Genomic DNA, 17,305 nt, shown 5'->3' on the forward strand with positions numbered 1-17,305 from the left:
GGCGGCTTTTGCCGCCCTTTTTCACACCCCGAGATAACGATCCTGGATCTCGGGTGTCAGCGCACCCGGTGTGCCTTCGAACACCGTGACACCCTTTTCCAACACGAAGCAGCGGTCAGCTACCGGCAACAGTTCCGACAGTGTCTTGTCGACCACCAGAATCGACTGGCCTGCGGCCTTGAGCTTGCGGATCGCCGCCCAGATGTCGTGACGAATGACGGGCGCGAGGCCTTCGGTGGCCTCGTCGAGGATCAACAGGCTCGGATTGGTCATCAGCGCGCGGCCTATGGCCAGCATCTGCTGCTCGCCGCCCGACAAGGTGTTGGCGTATTGCTCACGGCGTTCACCAAGGCGGGGGAACAGGTCGACCACCTTGCCGTAGGTCCAGTCGCTGCCCCGGGAGGCGGCGACGAGGTTCTCGAACACGGTGAGATTGGGGAAGCAGCGCCGCCCCTCCGGCACCAGGCCGAGGCCGAGGCGGGCGATGCGGTGCGGGCGCTGACCCGATATCTCGCGGCCGCCGAAGCGGATCGAGCCGCCGCGTGGACGGACCAGTCCGAGCACCGAGCCGATGGTTGTGGTCTTGCCCATGCCGTTGCGGCCCATCAGTGCGACGACCTCGCCCTCGCGTACGTCGAGCGAGACGCCGAACAGCGCCTGCGAAGCGCCGTAGAAGGTTTCCACGCCTTTGAGTTCGAGCAGGCTCACGCGGCTTCTCCGAGATAAGCGCGGCGGACTTCCGGATCGTTGCGGATCTCGTCGACACTGCCGGTGGCAACGACGCGGCCATAGACCAGCACCGAGATTCGGTCGGCGAGCGCAAAAACCGCGTCCATGTCATGCTCGACCAGCAGGATCGGCGCCTCATCGCGCAGACCGTCGAGGAACCTGGTCAGCGCTTTCGAGCCTTCGGGGCCCATGCCGGCCATCGGCTCGTCGAACAGGAACGCCTTGGAGCCGAGCGCCAGCGCGATGGCGATCTCAAGCTGCCGGCGCTCGCCATGCGAAAGCTCCGCCGCCGGCAGATGCGCGCGGGGTGCCAGGCCGACGCGCTCGAGCATCGCCATGGCCGGTCCGGTCAGGCTTCGGTCGCTCATGACCGGCCTGAAGAAGCGGAAGCTTGAGCCTTGCCGCGCCTGTACCGCCAGCATGACGTTGCGAAGCGCCGAAAATTCCGGCGCGAGCGACGAGATCTGGAAACTCCGGCCAAGTCCGAGCCGGGCGCGGGCGGCCATGTCGAGGCCAGCCATGTCCTGGCCGAGGAAACGGATCGAGCCGCTGTCGGGGCGGATCGAACCCGATATCTGGTGGATCAGCGTACTCTTGCCGGCACCGTTGGGGCCGATCAGCGCGTGGATTTCGCCTGGTTTCAGCGTCAGGCTGACGCCGTCGGTGGCTTTCAGCGCGCCAAAGGTCTTGCGAAGGTCGCGGATTTCGAGGATCGGCTCAGCCATGACGCGCCTTTCCGGCCAACAGGCCGAGCAATCCGCCGCGCGCGAACAGCACCACTGAGAGCAGGATAAGGCCGAGGAAGAACTGCCAGCGCTCGGTGATCCCGCCGAGCGCGTATTCGATCAGCACATAGAGCATGGCGCCGGCAAGCGGCCCGAACAGCCGGCCCTTGCCGCCGAGGATGATCAGCACGATGAGTTCGCCCGACATGTGCCAGGACATCATCGCCGGGCTGACGAACTTGTTGAGGTCGGCAAACAGTGCACCGGCGACGCCCGTCACCATTGCCGAGATGACGAAGGCGACGAGGCGGATGTTGAACGGGGGAATGCCGACGGCGGCGAGCCTGACCGGGTTCTGGCGTGCTGCCTCAAGTGCCGCGCCGAAGCGCGAGCCGCGCAGCATCCAGAACAACGCGAGTGCTGCCAGAAGCAGGGCGTAGCAGATCAGGAAGAAGGGCAGGGGCTGGGTGGTGTTCAGGCCGGGAAATGTGTTGCGCACATAGATCGACAGCCCGTCTTCGCCGCCATAGGCTGGCCATGAAACGGCGAAGTAGTAGATCATCTGCGCAAAGGCCAGCGTGATCATGATGAAATAGACGCCGGTCGTGCGCAGGCTGATGGCACCGATCGGAAGGGCGATCAGGCCGCAGATGACGATTGCCGCCAGCCAGATCATGGGCATCGAAGTGGTGCCCTCGAAATCGAACAGCAGCGGCTCGGCATTGAAGGCATGGGTCGCCAGGATGCCGGCGGCATAGCCGCCGAGGCCGAAGAAGGCGGCGTGACCGAAGGACACCAGCCCGCCGAGGCCAAGTGCTACGTTGAGGCCAACGGCTGCGAGCGCGAGCACGACGATGCGCGTGGCGAGCGTGATGTAGAAGGGCTCGCCCATCGCCTGCGCCGCCAGCGGAAAGCCGAGCAATGCCAGCGCCAGCAGCGTGTTGACGATGGATTCGCGGTTCATCAGGGGGGCGTCGGTCATGGTCGCCTCACGACTGCGCCGCAAACAGGCCGCTCGGCCTGAAGGCGAGGATGAGCGCCATGACGATGTAGATCAGCATGGAGGCCAGCGCCGCACCGATAGGCCCGGCCTCGGCTGCAGGCATCGCGAGCGCCAGTGCCTTGGGCAGTAGGAAGCGGCCCATGGTGTCGACGACGCCGACGAGGATGGCGCCAAACAATGCGCCCTTGATCGAGCCGATGCCGCCGATGACGATGACGACGAAGGCGAGGATCAGTGCCGGTTCGCCCATGCCGACCTGCACCGACTGCAGCGCCCCGACCATGGCGCCGGCGAGGCCGGCAAGGGCTGCGCCCAGCGCGAAGACGACGGTGTAGAGCGTGCGGATGTCGACGCCCAACGCTGCGATCATCTCCCGGTCGGATTCGCCGGCGCGGATGCGCATGCCGAGGCGCGTGCGCGAGATCAGCAAATAGAGCCCGGTCGCAACCACGATGCCGACGCCGATGATGGTGAGGCGGTAAAGCTGGTACTGGCCGCCGCCGGGCAGTGGCACGGCGCCTTGGAGTTGCGGCGGAATATCGAGATAGAGCGGGAAAGAGCCGAACAGCCAGCGCGTACCTTCCGAAAACATCAGGATCAGCGCGAAGGTGGCGAGCACCTGGTCGAGATGGTCGCGGTCGTAGAGCCTGCGGATGACGGTCATTTCCATGATGGCGCCGGCCGCTGCCGCGGCGATCAGGCTGGCGATGAGGCCGATCCAGAACGAGCCGGTGGCGGCGGCGACCGCCGCACAGGCAAAGGCGCCGACCATGTAGAGCGAGCCATGGGCGAGGTTGATCAGCCCCATCACGCCAAAGATAAGCGTCAGGCCCGCTGCCATCAGGAACAGCATCACTCCGAGTTGCAGGCCGTTGAGGAGTTGCTCGATGAGCAGTGCGATGGACAAGGGGACGCTTTCGCTGGCTGGATTGAGGATGTGATGAAGACATCCCCCTCTCCCCGTTCACGGGGAAGGGTAAGGGTGAGGGGCAGCGCTGCACCCAAGGGTGTATGCCCAGCCCCTCATCCGGTCCTGAATTTATCGAAGGCCGGCACCTTCTCCCCGCAGGCGGGGAGAAGGAAGCTAGCTACATCTTGCACTGCTCGGCGTAGGCGTCGCCGTGCTTTTCGAAGGCGGTGGCGACGATCTTGTTGGTCAGAACGTCGCCTTCCTTCACCACCTCGCGAACATAGATGTTCTGGATCGGATGGTTGTTGGTGTTGAAGCTGAAGTCGCCGCGCACCGACTTGAAGTCGGCGGCCTTCAGGGCTGCGCGGAAGGCGTCCTTGTCCTTGACGCTGGCCTTGCCGAGCGCCGACAGGATCAGGTTGGCCGTATCCCAGCTCTGGGCGGCATAGACCGAGGGCAGGCGCTTATATTCGGCCTGGAACGCTTCGACGAACTCCTTGTTGGCGGCGTTGTCGAGGTCCTTGGACCAACTGGCCGAGTTCTTGACGCCGAGTGCTGCGTCACCGACTGCCGGCAGGATGTCCTGGTCGAACGAGAAGCCCGGGCCCATGACCGGGATGTTCACGCCCGACTGGGCGTATTGCTTCATGAAGGCGATGCCCATGCCGCCGGGCAGGAAGAAAAACACAGAGTCGGCGCCGGAATCGCGGATCTGGGCGATTTCGGCGGCGTAGTCGGTCTGGCCGACCTGGGTGTAGATTTCGCCGGCCAGATCGCCCTTGTAATAGCGCTTGAAGCCGGTCAGCGAATCCTTGCCGGCCGGATAGTTCGGCGCAAGGATGAACGTCTTCTTGTAGTCCTTGTTGGCGTACTGCCCCATCGCCTCATGGAAGTTGTCGTTCTGGTAGGCGACGTTGAAGTAGTTCTTGTTGCACTTGGCCCCGGCCAGCGCAGATGGGCCGGCATTGGGCGACAGGTAGATGATGTCCTGCGACACGGCATTGGGCACCACCGCCATGGCGAGGTTCGACCAGATGATGCCGGTGAGCAGATCGACCTTGTCGCTCTGGATCATCTTTTCGGCGAGCTGGACGGCGATCTCGGGCTTCTGCGCGTCGTCCTCGACAACGAGCTCTACGTCCTTGTTGCCCGACTTCTTCATCGCCAGCTCAAAGGCGTCGCGCATGTCGACGCCGAGGCCGGCGCCGCCGCCTGAAAGCGTGGTGATGACGCCGATCTTCACCGGCTCGGCATAAGCGAGGTTCGACGCCGCCAGCGACAGGCCGAGAATGCCAGCCACAATAATCTTCTTCATCAGGTTCTCCCTCCCAGTGTTTTCTTTGTAATGCAAAAAAGCTTCAGAGCCGGGTACGAACTTTCCAGAGTTCGGGGAACAGTTCAACCTCCAGCATCTTCTTGAGATACGATGCGCCCGAGGTCCCGCCAGTGCCGCGTTTCATGCCGATGATGCGTTCAACAGTGGTAACGTGGTTGAAACGCCAACGGCGGAAGTAGTCCTCGAAATCGACCAGCTTCTCGGCCAGCTCGTAGAACATCCAGTAGCGCTGCGGCTCGCGGTAGATCGCCTGCCAGGCCGCTAGAACCTCCTCGCTTTCGCTGCGCGTCTCGCGCCAGTCGGTCTTGCTGGCCTCCGCGCCAACATTGAAGCCGTTGCGCGAAAGCAGCAGGATCGCCTCGTCATAGAGCGACGGCTGGGCCAGGATCGCCTCCAGCCGTGCCGTCAGTTCGGGGGCATGCGCATGCGGGCGCAGCATGGCTGGGTTGCGATTGCCAGCCATGAACTCGATGGCGCGGTACTGCCAGGACTGGAAGCCCGAGGACTGGCCGAGCGAGTTGCGGAACTCGGTGTATTCGCTCGGCGTCATGGTGCGCAGCACGTCCCAGGCACTGTTGAGTTGCTCGAAGATGCGCGACACGCGCGTCAGCATCTTGAAGGAAGGCTCCAGCCGGTCGGCTCGGATCGAGCGGATGGCGGCACCGATCTCGTGCAGCGCCAGCTTCATCCACAGCTCCGAGGTCTGGTGCTGGATGATGAACAGCATTTCGTCATGGGCGGTCGAAAGCGGCGATTGCGCGTCCAGTACTTTCTCCAGATGCAGGTAGTCGCTGTAGGACATGCGGTCCTTGAACGACATTTCCGCACCCTCGGTCGAGGGATCGTAGGGCTTGCTCAATTTGTCTTCTCCGTGCGCAGGCGGAAGCGCTGGATCTTGCCGGTCTGGGTTTTCGGCAGGGCGTCGATGAACTTCACCGACCTCGGATACTTATAGGGCGCGATCGTTGCCTTCACATGGTCCTGAAGGCGCTTGATCGTCTCGGCATCGCGGGCGACGCCCTCGACCAGCACCACATAGGCCTCGACGATCTGGCCGCGTTCGCCGTCATCGGCGCCGATGACGGCACACTCGGCGACATCGGGATGCGAAAACAAGGCGGTTTCGACCTCGGGGCCGGCGATGTTGTAGCCGGCGCTGACGATCATGTCGTCGGAGCGCGCGGCGAAATGGAAGAAACCATCCACGTCCTGGAAGAAGGCGTCCCCCGTCAGGTTCCAGCCGTCGCGGACATATTCGCCTTGGCGATCGTCGGCCATGTAGCGGCAGCCGGTGGGGCCGCGCACGGCGAGCCGGCCGACAGTGCCGCGCGGCACCTCGTTCATGTCGGCGTCGACGATGCGTGCCTCGTAGCCGCCGACCGGCTTGCCGGTGGAGGCGGGCTTGCGGTCCTCGAAACGGTTGGAGATGAAAATGTGCAGCATCTCGGTGGCGCCGATGCCGTCGAGGATCGGCTTGCCGGTCTTCTGGGTCCACTCCTCGAACACCGGTCCGGGCAAGGTCTCGCCGGCGGAGACGGCGACGCGAAGCGACGACAGGTCGGCGCCCTCGTCCATCGCCTTCATCATGGCGCGGTAGGCGGTGGGCGCGGTGAACGAGATTGTCGCTTTGTAGGTCTCGATGATGTGGATCATGTTCGGCGGCGTCGCATGCTCGAGCAGCGTCGCCGCCGCACCGAAACGCAGCGGGAAGATGGCGAGACCGCCAAGGCCGAAGGTGAAGGCCAGCGGCGGCGAACCGACGAACACGTCGTCCGGTGTGACCTGCAGCACCTCCTTGGCATAGGCGTCGGCGATGATCAGCAGGTCGCGATGGAAATGCATCGTCGCCTTCGGCACGCCAGTGGTGCCGGAGGTGAAGCCGAGCAGAGCGACGTCGTCGCGGCCGGTTTTGACGGCCTCGAAGATCACCGATTTGTCGAGGGCGACGCGATCAAGTTCGGCGTCGTGGTTGGCGGTGCCGTCGAAGCCGATGACCTTCTTGAGGAATGAGCTGTCCTTGGCGCAGGCCACCATCTCGTCCATGAGGCGCGTGTCGCACAGCGCCAGCGAAATCTCTGCCTTGTCGACGATCTTGGCGAGTTCCCCGGCACGCAGCATCGGCATGGTGTTGACCACGACGGCGCCTGCCTTGGTGGCGGCAAGCCAGCAGGCGACCATGGCCGGATTGTTGGCCGAGCGGATCAGAACGCGGCTGCCCGGCTTGACCCCGTAGTTCTCGACCAGCGCATGCGCCAGCCTGTTGGTCCAATCAGACAGTTCCTTGTAAGTGCGGCGGCGGCCGTTGCCGATCAGTGCCGTGTGGTCGCCAAAACCTTTTTCGACCAGCCGGTCGGTCAGCTCGACACCGGCATTGATGTGCTCGGGATACTGGAAGCCATCGAGCAGGAAGTCGGGCCACTGATCTTGGGCGGGCAGGTTGTCGCGCGTGAACGTGTCGATATGCGCTGACGGTCCAAGCATTCTGTCCCCTACAGGCTCATCGCCGCGGCGGGTTCGCCGGGCTGGTGATTGCGTATGTTTGCGGGGAGATCATGCACCGGTGTCAGGCAAGGCCGCGCGGCATCTTCGGCGGCGTTCTCTGTGCGGTCGACCATGTGACCGGCATTCGGCACAGCGAGACCTCCCATTCTCGACTGATAGGGAAGCATCGCATCGGTCCGAATTTATTTCAAGCCTAAAGTTTCTTCCTGCTGGCGCATTGACGGAAAGGGAGGCGTCGGGCCATTCCTTGGTCGACAATCATACCGCCGGAGGAGGAATCGGGTGTTCGAACGTCACATCACCGACTGGGACAATGCCTACACCAACGGCGCCAACATCGCTGGCGGTGACCGCTGGCCTGCGGCCTGGGTGGAGCCGGCCAGGGCATTCCGTGACAGCCAGTCGGCCGCCGACCGGGCGCAGCTCGACATTGCCTATGGCGAGCGGCCGCGCAACCGGTTCGACCTGTTCCTGCCGGAGGGCAAACCCAAGGGCCTCGTCGTTTTCGTCCATGGCGGCTACTGGATGGCGCTCGACAAGAGCTACTGGTCGCATCTCGGCAAGGGCTCGGTCGACAGCGGCTATGCCGTGGCCGTGCCGTCCTATACGCTGTGCCCGGAGGTCAGGATCGCCGACATCGTGCGCGAGGTCGGCGCAGCCATCGGCAAGGCCGCCTCGCTGATCGACGGTCCCATCATGCTGACCGGCCATTCCGCCGGCGGCCATCTCGTCTCGCGCATGGTGGCAATGGGCTCGCCGCTCGGCGCGGACGTCCAGGCGCGCATCCGCCATGTCGTGTCGCTGTCTGGTGTCCACGACCTCAGGCCGCTGATGAACACCGGCATGAACAAGACGCTTCACATCGATGAGGCGGAGGCGCTGTCTGAGAGCCCGGCGTTGCTGCGGCCGGTTGAAGGCGCGCGCATCACCTGTTGGGTCGGTGGCGGCGAGCGCGCCGAGTTCCTGCGTCAGAGCGCGCTGCTCGCCAATATCTGGACCGGCCTTGGTGCTGCGACGGCAGCCGTGGTCGAGCCCGACCGCCATCATTTCAGCGTCATCGACGGGCTCGCGGATTCCGACCATCAGCTGACGCGGACGCTGCTCGGCTAGCCCAGGAGACTTTCCGCTATGAGCGCGATCATGCCTCGGATTGGTGCAATCTTCGTACCCGTCGCCGATGTCGAGCAGGCGCGCCACTGGTACGCCCGCTTACTTGGGATAGCCGATGCGCCTGAAATCCAATTCGGCCATCTCGCGGTGTTTGCGCTCGACAACGGGTTGCGCCTGGTCCTCGACGCCAAGATCCATGACGCGCACGCGCGGCGCAACTCGCCGCTGTTTCATTTCGATGTCGAGGACATTGCCACGGCGCGCGACCATGTCGTTGAGCTGGGAGCGGATTCAGTGACCGAGATCGGGTTCGATCACTGGTTCACCTTCCGCGACCCTGACGGCAATGTCCTGATGGCCTGCGTTTGCTAGCTGTCCGAGCCGCCGTCAGGCAACGACGACGGCGGCCTCGAGCACGGCGTGCAGCAGCACGTCGCAGCCCGCTGCCGCCCATTCAGGCTCGATGTCTTCGTCTTCGTGATGCGACAGGCCGTCGGCGCAGGGACAGAAGATCATCGCGGTCGGTGCCACACGGTTGATCCAGCAAGCGTCGTGGCCGGCACCCGAGACGATGTCGCGATGGCTGTAGCCGAGACCTTCGGCGGCAGAGCGCACCATCTGCACGCAGTCCCGGTCGAAGGCGACAGGATCGAACGCGCCGACCTGCTCGATCTCGTGTTCGATGTCGAGCGCCTCTGAAATCAGCGCGATGCCTTCGCGGATGCGCTGGTCCATGACATCGAGCACTTCCTTTTCGGGCGAGCGGATGTCGATGGTGAGAACGGTGCGGCCGGGCACGGTGCTACGCGAATTGGGGTGAACCTCGACGTGGCCTACATTGCCCACCGCGTCGGGCTGGTAGTCCATCGTCACCTCATGCACCAGCTCTATCACCCGGGCCATGCCGAGGGCGGCGTTGCGGCGCTTGTACATCGGCGTGCCGCCCGAATGCGCTTCCTGGCCGGTCAGCGTCACCTGCAGCCACTTCAGGCCCTGGCCGTGGGTGACGACGCCGATGTCGATGCCTTCATCCTCGAGGATCGGGCCCTGCTCGATGTGAAGTTCGAAGTAGGCCTTCATCTGGCGGGCGCCGGCCTTTTCGGCGCCCTTCCAGCCGATGCGCTCCAGTTCGTCGCCGAAGCGCTTGCCCTTGGCGTCTTCGCGCGCATAGGCCCAGTCCTTGTCGATGGTGCCGGCAAAGACGCCCGATGCCACCATGGCGGGGGCGAAGCGGCAGCCCTCCTCGTTGGTCCAGTTGGTGACCACGATGGGGTGCTTGGTCTGGATGCCGAGATCGTTCAGCGTGCGCACGACCTCGAGGCCGCCGAGCACGCCAAGCACGCCGTCGAACTTGCCGCCCGTCGGCTGGGTGTCGAGGTGGCTGCCGATATAGACGGGCAGGGCGTCGGGATCGGTGCCTTCGCGGTGAGCGAACATCGAGCCCATGTCGTCGATGCCCATCTCAAGGCCGGCGGCATCGCACCAGGACTTGAACAGGCGGCGCCCCTCGGCGTCCTCGTCGGTCAGGGTCTGCCTGTTGTTGCCGCCAGCAATGCCAGGGCCAACCTTGGCCATGTCCGTCAGCGACTCCCAGAGCCTGTCCTGGTCGATCCTGGCGTTGGTACGGGTCACTGGCTTGTCCAAGTTCAAATTCCTCGTATTGGCGCGCGACATGACATTGCCTGAGCGGGCACGCCGCAGCGGCATCTGGCTTTTCGAATCGCGGCGAAAGAAACTGCGGTCTAGCTGCTCTTTGCCGTGTCGTCGCCGGGGTTCATCCGATACCTGAAGTCGCAGCTGCCACCGCCTTCCATGATGGTGCGGGTGCGCTCCATCGAAATTCTGGGGTTGTAGCCTTGGCAGAAGGTGCCGTCGCGCTGGCACGACAACAGCGTTCCGATCTCGCCGAGGCCCATCGAGTGGTACATCTCGGCATAGCGGCAGCGGGTGACGTTGTAGTCGAACCGGTCGGCTGTCTCGGTCAGCACCTCGAAATGCAGCGCATCGTCCTGGCGCCATTTCGGTTGCAGGGCAGCGAAGGACTTGAGGTCGACAGGACCTGTCTCGGCCGCGGCAAACTTCTTGCCGGCTTCGATCGCCGCTTTGGTGATCGCCGCGCGCAGGGTCTCGCGCGCCGCCTCGCGGCCGAAACGCGCGGCCATCTCCTCATAGATCGGCTTGATGATTTCCGCTTCGATGCGGCGACGGGCAAGAATGCCCAGGCCATCGATGGCTGCCTGCACGCCCGAGGACGGATCGAGCGGATCCTGGTCGGGAGCGGTTGCGTGCTTGTCTGTCATTTGGGCCCCTGCATTGCGCCTGATACGGCGTCACCAGACGAGCCTAGAAGCTGCGATGCGGAATGACCATCGCAGATCCCTCAATTGCTGAGCTCAATTTCACGATGCCGCTAATGCTTGTCGCGCTCGGCCAACATCCAGGCGACGAAGCGTCGGGCAATCTGCGACAATTCCCGGTCGGTTCTGGTGCACAGATAGTAGTGCCGCCCGTCATCAAGCGCGCGTTCCGAAAGCACGACCAGCCTGCCTTTGGTGATGTCGTCGGCTATGAGCGGCAGGCGGCACAGGGCTACGCCCATGCCCGAGACGGCGGCGGCGCGAGCCAGCAGCCCGTCCTCGAACAGCGGACCGGAAAGGTGCTGGTCGGTCGCCCGCACGCCTGCCGCTCGAAACCAGTTCAGCCAGTGGTCGCGGCTTTCGTCGTGGATCAGCGGCAGGCCGGCGAGGGCTTCGGCGTCCGGCATCCCATTGCCGCCCTGCAGCAAGACAGGGCTCGCCACTGGCACGACAGTGCCGCCCAGGAAGAATTCGCTTTTGTAGCCCAGCCAGGCGCCAGAGCCGAAACGCACCGAAATGTCGGCGGCGTCGCTCGAATAGTTGCGGTTCTGGGCATAGGTGACGCGCACGTCGATATCGTGGTTCTGCCGGTTGAAACCGGAAAGACGTGGCACAAGCCAGTTCACGGCGAAGAGCGGGATGGCGCTGATCGAAATCTCGCGGGCACTCGCCCTGAAGCGCAGCTGGCTGGTGGCCGTGCGCAGCAGGAAGAAGGCCGGCAGGATAGATTCCAGATATTCCCGGCCTTCGGCGGTCAGCGCTAACCCACGGCCCTGCCGTTCCGTCAATTTGGTGCCGACGAATTCTTCCAGCTGCGCCAGCCGGTGGCTGACGGCCGAAGCGGTGAGGCCGAGTTCATCCGCCGCAGCCGTGACGCTGCCCAGCCGGGCAAAAGCCTCGAACGCCTTGGCGGCGTTCAGCGGCAGCAGATCCGATTCATGAGCCAGCTTCATCGATCCCGGGCAAGGTCACGTGTCGGACACCAGCTTCGGGCAGACAGGCCAGGAGTGCAACAGGGCTACGACAGCTGCGGCCCTCTGAGTGCGGAAGCCTCAGTGGAACGACTGCGCCGAACCCTGGGCCGGCTGGCCGCGCATGATCACCTGGTCGCCGTCGGAGCTTGTAGCCTCGAGACCCGTGGCGACGATCGAGACCTTGAACTGGCCTTCGAGCGAGTTGTCGAAGATCGCGCCGACGATGATGTCGGCATTGTCGCCGACTTCTTCGCGGATGCGGGTGGCGGCCTCGTCGACCTCGAACAGCGTCATGTCCATGCCGCCCGAGATCGAGATCAGCACGCCCCTGGCGCCCTTGATCGTGTTCTCGTCGATCAGCGGATTGGCGATCGAGGCCTCGGCGGCCTTGCTGGCCCGGCCTTCGCCGGTGCCGACGCCGGTGCCCATCATCGCCCGGCCCATGCCGCGCATGACTGTCTTCACGTCGGCGAAGTCGAGATTGATCAGGCCTTCCTTGACGATCAGGTTGGTGATGCAGCTGACGCCCGAATAGAGCACCTTGTCGGCCATGCCGAAGGCGTCCTCGAAGGTGGTCTTGGCGGTGGCGATGCGGAACAGGTTCTGGTTCGGAATGACGATGACCGTGTCTGCCGCCTCGCGCAGAAGCTCGATGCCGCGCTCGGCCATCTGCATGCGGCGGCGTCCTTCGAAAGCGAACGGCTTGGTGACGATGCCGACCGTCAGGATGCCGGCCGCACGCGCCGCACGCGCGATAACGGGAGCCGCACCGGTGCCGGTGCCGCCGCCCATGCCGGCAGTGACGAAGCACATATGCGTACCCGACAGCTGGTCCATGATCTCGTCGATCGATTCTTCGGCTGCCGCCTGGCCCACTTCCGGCAGCGATCCCGCGCCGAGGCCTTCGGTCACCATCGCGCCGAGCTGCACCAGCCGCGTCGCCTTGGACATGGTCAGCGCCTGGGCGTCGGTGTTGGCGACGATGAATTCAGTGCCCTCAAGGCCTTCGGCGATCATGTTGTTGACGGCGTTGCCGCCGCCGCCGCCGACACCGATTACGGTGATCTTCGGGCGCATTTCCGAGATCTCAGGTTTCTTGGAACTGTTCATGACATCCGTTTCCTACGCAGGCCCCTGCCCGAATCGGCAATGTCAGGGAATCAGATCGACAGGGAGGCTGCAAGGAATAGCCTGCCGATTGCGGCTTTTAGCCGGCAGACGCTGGGGAAATGACGGAAGTCGGCGCGTGTCCCGCGGCAATCGGTTCGGCTGCCGCGGGAAATGCCGGGCCCCGCTGGCCCTATGAAAGCGCTTTCGCCGCCTCGTCGATGAGGGCGGCAACCTCGGCCGGATGGGACGCCAGCGAGGCGTGGCTGGCATCGAGCGTGATGGTCTTGCGCGTCTTGATACGGTCGGCCATCCACTGTTCGGTCTCAGGCGGGATCATGTGGTCGCGGCTCGACACCTGATACCAGCTCGGCTTGGTTTTCCATGCTGCCGGTCCGGCCTTGTCCTCGAAGCAGCGTGCGGCGATCGGCTTTTGGGTCACCGCCATCACAAGTGCGTCGTTCTCGCTCAGGTCCTGCCCGAAGCTCTGGCGGAACGTGTCCTGGGCGAGCCACAGGAAACCGTCCCTGTCGGGCCGGATGCTGGCTGCGCCGGATGGCGGGTCGCGCCGCGCAAAGATGCCGCCCAGGCTGTCACCCTCGTCGGGCGCGAAGGCGGCGATGAAGACCAGGCCTGCGACATTGGCGGTGTGGCCGGCGCCCGATATGACCGCGCCACCATAGGAGTGGCCGACCAGAAGCGTCGGGCCGTCCTGGGCTGCCGCCAGTTTGGACGTGCGGTCGATGTCGTCGGCAAGCGAAGTCAGCGGGTTCTGCACTGCGGCAAGCTTGTAGCCTTTGGCATGAAGCAGCGGGATGACGTTGCGCCAGTGCGACGCATCTCCCCAGGCGCCGTGAACGAGAACGATGTTCTTCACTGCGGGCATGGCCAGTCTCCTTATTGGACTAGATGGCTGGGTGCCGGTGTCCGCCAGTGGAACGGCCGGCCTCGAACAATGCACCGGTGCGTCGGGGGTTCCGGTGTCGGGTGAATATTGTCCGTCGCTGCCGTAGCGCCAGGAAAAATGGCTCAGCTGTCGCCGGAGAGGTCGCGATGCGCCTTTTCGAGCTCTTCCGAGTAGCGGCGGATCAGATGCGCCTCGGTGAGCAGCCCGACCACCTTGCGCGTCTTGAGGCCGTCGACGACAGGCAGTTCCTCGGCCTTGGCCTTTTCGAACACCGCTGCCGCAGCCTTGGCGTTCATCGGCTGGACGAGCACGGTTTCCGTATGCCGCAGCAGCGGCTTCACCGTCGGGTCCGAGATGTCGGGCGACGTCGTATGGGCATCCGGCACCAGGATCATCCCGGCATATCTGCCTTCGGCGTCGACGGCGATGACGCGCTGGGCCGAGCCCAGCGGAAACTGCGCCCGGAAGTCGTCAATGGGCATGTCGGCCGGCACCGTGCGCACATCGGTGCGCATCATGCTGCGAACGGTGAGATTGCGCATCCAGCCGATGTCGTTGGCGCTGCGGATCGTCTCGCCGCGCAGGTGGAAGCGCCAGGTCGAAAACGAATAGCCGAAGGTCGACCTGACGACGATGCTCGAAACCACCGCAGCGGCCAGCACCACGCCGGTGATGGCCAGATCACGCGTGGATTCGAGTGCCAGGAATGTCATGGTCAGCGGTCCGCCGACCACGCCGACCGCCAGCGACGTCATGCCGATGACGGCTGCCATGGTGGTGTGGATGCCGGTTGCGGGCGAAATGACATTCATCACCGTGGCGAACATGTTGCCCAGGAGTACGCCGAGAAACAGCGAGGCGAAGAACAGGCCGCCGCGGAACCCGGAGCCAAGCGACACCGCCGAGGCCAGGAGTTTCAGCGAAAAGACCGCGAGCACGGTCCAGAAGGCGAAATGATTGGTCAAAAACAGATGCATCGCCCCGTGGCCGCTCGACAGCACCTGCGGTGAGAGCAGAGCCAGAAGGCCGACGATGGCACCGCCGAAAACGGGCCGGACGGCCGGGTGCAGGCGCGCGGCGAGGAAAGCGCGCTCGACCAGCGTCACCAGTTGCATGATACCCACCGAGCCCAGCCCGGCGATCAGGCCAAGCAGCAGGAAGGGCAGGTATTGGTGCGGCGTCAGCGGCGGCATCATGCCGATCTCGATGGGGAATTGTTCTGCGCCAAGCTGCGTCGCCATCAGCGAAGCCGACACCGACGCGGCCAGCACAGGGGCGACGTTGGCGAGCGAATAGACGCCGATGATCAACTCGAAGCCATAGAATGCACCTGTCAGCGGTGCGTCGAAGGCGGCGGCGATGGCGCCTGCCGCGCCGCAGCCGACAAGCGTGCGCACGTCGTTGCGGCGCAGGTTGAAGGCGCGCGCCAGCCTCGAGGCGAAGCCAGAGCCGGTCTGGGTGTAGGCGGCCTCTAGCCCCACTGATGCGCCGAAACCGTTCGACAGCATGGTCTGGCCCGCGACGATCAGCGTGTCACCGATGGACAGCCTGCCGCCGAGAAGGGCGTTCGCCTCGATCGGGTCGACGAGGCTGCGATTGCGATAACGCTTGAGCAGCCAGATGCTCAGGCCCATCAGCGCGCCACCGACAACGGGGATCGCGGCGTCGGTCGGGTTCGACAGCTGCAGAAGACCCGACAGGCGAACGTCGACGGGCAGAGAAAAGAGATAATTGTGCAGCAGGTGCGCGGCGTTGGACAGCACAGTGACGGCCATGCCGGCAAAGGCGCCGACCACGCAGGCGAGCAGGACAATCTGCATGCCGCCGGCCACGGCTATGGCCTTCAGGCTGGACAGCGCTTTCGCGGAGATGGCGGCGAGGGGGCGTTCTGCAGGCATGGTGCGCTTCTGATATGCCGAAGCCTGCTCAATCGTCTGTGCGGCCTATGCCGGCACCAGGCCTCTGATGCTTCGTAGCGCATCGTGCGGACATAGTCACCGCCCAAGCCAGGACGGAGGGTTTCTCAATCACTTACCGAATGATGATGAAGTCACAGTCGAAACCGCCCGGCTATACCCGAACTGACAGCCGTTGAAGCACTGATGCCAGCGAACTCTGACTGCGGGTGTCGGTCTTGTAGAAGATCGATTTCACATGTTGACGCACTGTCTCGTAGGCAATCCCCAGATCCGGCGTCAAGTGCACGCCGCATTACGGCATGGGCATGGTGGCATTGATCGTGGTGGGCAAGCCAAGCAATCTCGAACAGACAAAGGCGCTCAAGCAGCAAGGCCAAGAAGGTGTTCGAGAGGCTGCTGGCACAGGTTCCCACCAACTGAGCCGTGGCGGTTACGCCCGAATTTTCCCAGACAAGGCCGGGTAGACAGGTTCTGCCCGGCCTTTTTTGCTTTTCGGAGGAACGCTACCATGGCCATCCCGTGCTTGCAGCTGGGCAGCCAATCTTCCGGTGACCTGATGCTCCAGCTTCGCGAACCACTCGCCAATCTGGCCAAAACTGGATATCGGCTTGGTGTGTCGATGCTTCAGGATGTGAAGACGTGCAGCTGCCGGTGCGAGCGATCTGGGTTTTCCATGCGGCAGCGCGCGCCGGAAGCATCTCGCGTGCGGCAGAGGAACTGGGCGTCACGCCATCGGCCGTAACCCAGCAGATCCAGTCGCTCGAGGTACAGCTTGGGGTGTCGCTGCTGACCAAGCTGGGCCGCCGGGTGGTGCTCACCGAGGCCGGCGAGCTGTATTACGCCAAAATCACCGACGAGATCGAAAGGATCGAGGAGGCAACCGGCACCATACGCGGCTACCGCTCGGTGACGACCCTGACCGTGCGGGCCACGCCGACGCTGGCAAACAAGTGGCTGCTGCCGAGGCTCGGTGCTTTTCTTGACCGGAACCCCGAACTCGACATCCGCGTCGACGGAACCAACGAGCCGACCGATTTCAACCGGGAGCTCGTCGATCTCGAGATTCGTCATGGCGACGGGCGCTGGCCGGGGCTGTTTGTCGAAGGCATGGCCGAGGAGACATTTCTGCCCGCCTGCTCGCCAAAACTGGCCGCGGCGGAGAGTCTCTTGCCTGACGAGCTGACCAGGTTCCGCCTGATCCATTCGGTGAAGTCGCAAGCCCAGTGGACGGCATGGTTCAAGCTGGCCGGCGTGCAGCCCGTGCAGGGATGGCGCCGGGTCCTGTTCGACCGCAGCCACATGGCGATCGACGCTGCCGTGGACGGGATGGGGATCGCGCTCGAAAGCACCATGATGATGGAGCGCGAGCTGCGCGATGGCTCGCTGGTCTGCCCCGTCGCAGAGCCCCCGCCGGTCCGGATCGTCACCCAGTGGATCGTGTGTCCGCGCGATCATTTGCGCCAGAAGAAAGTCCGGCTTTTCCTCGACTGGCTGCGCGAAGAGCGCTCCCGCATACCCGGTTCAATTGTTTAGCCAACCTAAATGATCGCGGCTGACATCTAAATTGCGCTAATATCTCTCTTCGCTTACCAATACATCGTCCGGCACGACAAGTGTCGGCCCGCCGGGGAGGAACCGGGCGGAGGAGGTCTCTGAATTCATCGCGAAGGGTGCATGCATCCTTCAGCCTGTCGCCCGGTCTAGGCCGTTGGCGAAGCGACCTTCT

Annotated in this window: 16 protein-coding genes and 1 pseudogene; 4 read left to right on the forward strand and 13 right to left on the reverse strand. The window is 64.1% G+C overall.

Going from position 1 to position 17,305, the window contains the following annotated elements:
- Window positions 1-21 precede the first annotated feature (21 nt).
- From B015_RS0126970 to B015_RS0127000, 7 genes are all read right to left on the reverse strand, one after another.
- The gene (locus tag B015_RS0126970) at window positions 22-708 is read right to left on the reverse strand and encodes an ABC transporter ATP-binding protein (protein ID WP_018430879.1); all 687 of its coding nucleotides are present in this window, start codon (window positions 706-708) and stop codon (window positions 22-24) included.
- The gene (locus B015_RS0126975; RefSeq protein WP_018430880.1) at window positions 705-1,454 is read right to left on the reverse strand and encodes an ABC transporter ATP-binding protein; all 750 of its coding nucleotides are present in this window, start codon (window positions 1,452-1,454) and stop codon (window positions 705-707) included. Before B015_RS0126975 ends, B015_RS0126970 begins: the two co-directional genes overlap by 4 nt.
- The gene (locus tag B015_RS0126980) at window positions 1,447-2,418 is read right to left on the reverse strand and encodes a branched-chain amino acid ABC transporter permease (RefSeq protein ID WP_026227781.1); all 972 of its coding nucleotides are present in this window, start codon (window positions 2,416-2,418) and stop codon (window positions 1,447-1,449) included. Before B015_RS0126980 ends, B015_RS0126975 begins: the two co-directional genes overlap by 8 nt.
- Before the next feature lie 25 nt (window positions 2,419-2,443).
- Entirely contained in the window at window positions 2,444-3,364 is a 921-nt protein-coding gene (locus B015_RS0126985; RefSeq protein ID WP_018430882.1) for a branched-chain amino acid ABC transporter permease, read from the reverse strand.
- A 181-nt stretch (window positions 3,365-3,545) separates the two neighbouring features.
- Entirely contained in the window at window positions 3,546-4,682 is a 1,137-nt protein-coding gene (locus B015_RS0126990) for an ABC transporter substrate-binding protein (protein WP_018430883.1), read from the reverse strand.
- 43 nt (window positions 4,683-4,725) lie between these two features.
- The gene (kynA, locus tag B015_RS0126995; RefSeq protein WP_051092013.1) at window positions 4,726-5,523 is read right to left on the reverse strand and encodes a tryptophan 2,3-dioxygenase; all 798 of its coding nucleotides are present in this window, start codon (window positions 5,521-5,523) and stop codon (window positions 4,726-4,728) included.
- 35 nt (window positions 5,524-5,558) lie between these two features.
- Entirely contained in the window at window positions 5,559-7,184 is a 1,626-nt protein-coding gene (locus tag B015_RS0127000; protein WP_018430885.1) for an AMP-binding protein, read from the reverse strand.
- A gap of 303 nt (window positions 7,185-7,487) precedes the next feature.
- Here B015_RS0127000 and B015_RS0127010 point away from each other — a divergent pair, with 303 nt between their 5' ends.
- Window positions 7,488-8,315 (forward strand): alpha/beta hydrolase, encoded by an 828-nt coding sequence (locus tag B015_RS0127010; protein WP_018430887.1) that lies wholly within the window; start codon window positions 7,488-7,490, stop codon window positions 8,313-8,315.
- Window positions 8,316-8,333: 18 nt separating this feature from the next.
- Complete coding sequence (locus B015_RS0127015; RefSeq protein WP_018430888.1) at window positions 8,334-8,687, forward strand: VOC family protein; 354 nt, start codon at window positions 8,334-8,336, stop codon at window positions 8,685-8,687.
- Between the two features lie 15 nt (window positions 8,688-8,702).
- On the opposite strand, the gene B015_RS0127020 is transcribed toward B015_RS0127015, so the two are convergent.
- The 6 genes from B015_RS0127020 to B015_RS0127045 all read right to left on the reverse strand — a co-directional run bounded on the left by B015_RS0127020 (window position 8,703) and on the right by B015_RS0127045 (window position 15,480).
- Window positions 8,703-9,947 carry a Zn-dependent hydrolase gene (locus tag B015_RS0127020; RefSeq protein ID WP_040457378.1) on the reverse strand — a complete coding sequence of 415 codons (1,245 nt, stop codon included), beginning with the start codon at window positions 9,945-9,947 and terminating at the stop codon, window positions 8,703-8,705.
- Window positions 9,948-10,057: 110 nt separating this feature from the next.
- Window positions 10,058-10,615, reverse strand: coding sequence for an L-2-amino-thiazoline-4-carboxylic acid hydrolase (locus B015_RS0127025; RefSeq protein WP_018430890.1), 558 nt, complete (start codon window positions 10,613-10,615; stop codon window positions 10,058-10,060).
- 110 nt (window positions 10,616-10,725) lie between these two features.
- Window positions 10,726-11,625 (reverse strand): LysR substrate-binding domain-containing protein, encoded by a 900-nt coding sequence (locus tag B015_RS0127030; protein WP_018430891.1) that lies wholly within the window; start codon window positions 11,623-11,625, stop codon window positions 10,726-10,728.
- 99 nt (window positions 11,626-11,724) lie between these two features.
- Window positions 11,725-12,756, reverse strand: coding sequence for a cell division protein FtsZ (gene ftsZ / locus B015_RS0127035; RefSeq protein ID WP_018430892.1), 1,032 nt, complete (start codon window positions 12,754-12,756; stop codon window positions 11,725-11,727).
- A 190-nt stretch (window positions 12,757-12,946) separates the two neighbouring features.
- Complete coding sequence (locus tag B015_RS0127040; protein WP_018430893.1) at window positions 12,947-13,639, reverse strand: alpha/beta hydrolase; 693 nt, start codon at window positions 13,637-13,639, stop codon at window positions 12,947-12,949.
- Window positions 13,640-13,782: 143 nt separating this feature from the next.
- Window positions 13,783-15,480: a chloride channel protein gene (locus B015_RS0127045; RefSeq protein WP_245262429.1), complete on the reverse strand. Its 1,698-nt coding sequence runs from the start codon at window positions 15,478-15,480 to the stop codon at window positions 13,783-13,785.
- Between the two features lie 371 nt (window positions 15,481-15,851).
- Here B015_RS0127045 and B015_RS33955 point away from each other — a divergent pair.
- Window positions 15,852-15,999 (forward strand): annotated as a pseudogene (locus B015_RS33955) (pseudoazurin); the annotation flags it as partial.
- A 219-nt stretch (window positions 16,000-16,218) separates the two neighbouring features.
- Window positions 16,219-17,112, forward strand: a complete 894-nt coding sequence (locus B015_RS0127050) for a LysR substrate-binding domain-containing protein (RefSeq protein ID WP_018430895.1) — start codon at window positions 16,219-16,221, stop codon at window positions 17,110-17,112.
- Window positions 17,113-17,305: the final 193 nt, after the last annotated feature.

The sequence above is a fragment of the Hoeflea sp. 108 genome (assembly GCF_000372965.1).
In the GTDB taxonomy this organism is placed as follows: Bacteria; Pseudomonadota; Alphaproteobacteria; order Rhizobiales; family Rhizobiaceae; genus Aminobacter.

Bases quoted from the DNA above. Each gene is read 5' to 3' on its own strand.
- B015_RS0126975 (WP_018430880.1), bottom strand. From the start codon at position 1,454: ATGGCTGAGCCGATCCTCGAAATCCGCGACCTTCGCAAGACCTTTGGC.
- B015_RS0126980 (WP_026227781.1), bottom strand. From the start codon at position 2,418: ATGAACCGCGAATCCATCGTCAACACGCTGCTGGCGCTGGCATTGCTC.
- B015_RS0126990 (WP_018430883.1), bottom strand. From the start codon at position 4,682: ATGAAGAAGATTATTGTGGCTGGCATTCTCGGCCTGTCGCTGGCGGCG.
- kynA (WP_051092013.1), bottom strand. From the start codon at position 5,523: ATGTCGTTCAAGGACCGCATGTCCTACAGCGACTACCTGCATCTGGAG.
- B015_RS0127000 (WP_018430885.1), bottom strand. From the start codon at position 7,184: ATGCTTGGACCGTCAGCGCATATCGACACGTTCACGCGCGACAACCTG.
- B015_RS0127015 (WP_018430888.1), top strand. From the start codon at position 8,334: ATGAGCGCGATCATGCCTCGGATTGGTGCAATCTTCGTACCCGTCGCC.
- B015_RS0127025 (WP_018430890.1), bottom strand. From the start codon at position 10,615: ATGACAGACAAGCACGCAACCGCTCCCGACCAGGATCCGCTCGATCCG.
- B015_RS0127030 (WP_018430891.1), bottom strand. From the start codon at position 11,625: ATGAAGCTGGCTCATGAATCGGATCTGCTGCCGCTGAACGCCGCCAAG.
- ftsZ (WP_018430892.1), bottom strand. From the start codon at position 12,756: ATGAACAGTTCCAAGAAACCTGAGATCTCGGAAATGCGCCCGAAGATC.
- B015_RS0127040 (WP_018430893.1), bottom strand. From the start codon at position 13,639: ATGCCCGCAGTGAAGAACATCGTTCTCGTTCACGGCGCCTGGGGAGAT.
- B015_RS0127045 (WP_245262429.1), bottom strand. From the start codon at position 15,480: ATGCAGATTGTCCTGCTCGCCTGCGTGGTCGGCGCCTTTGCCGGCATG.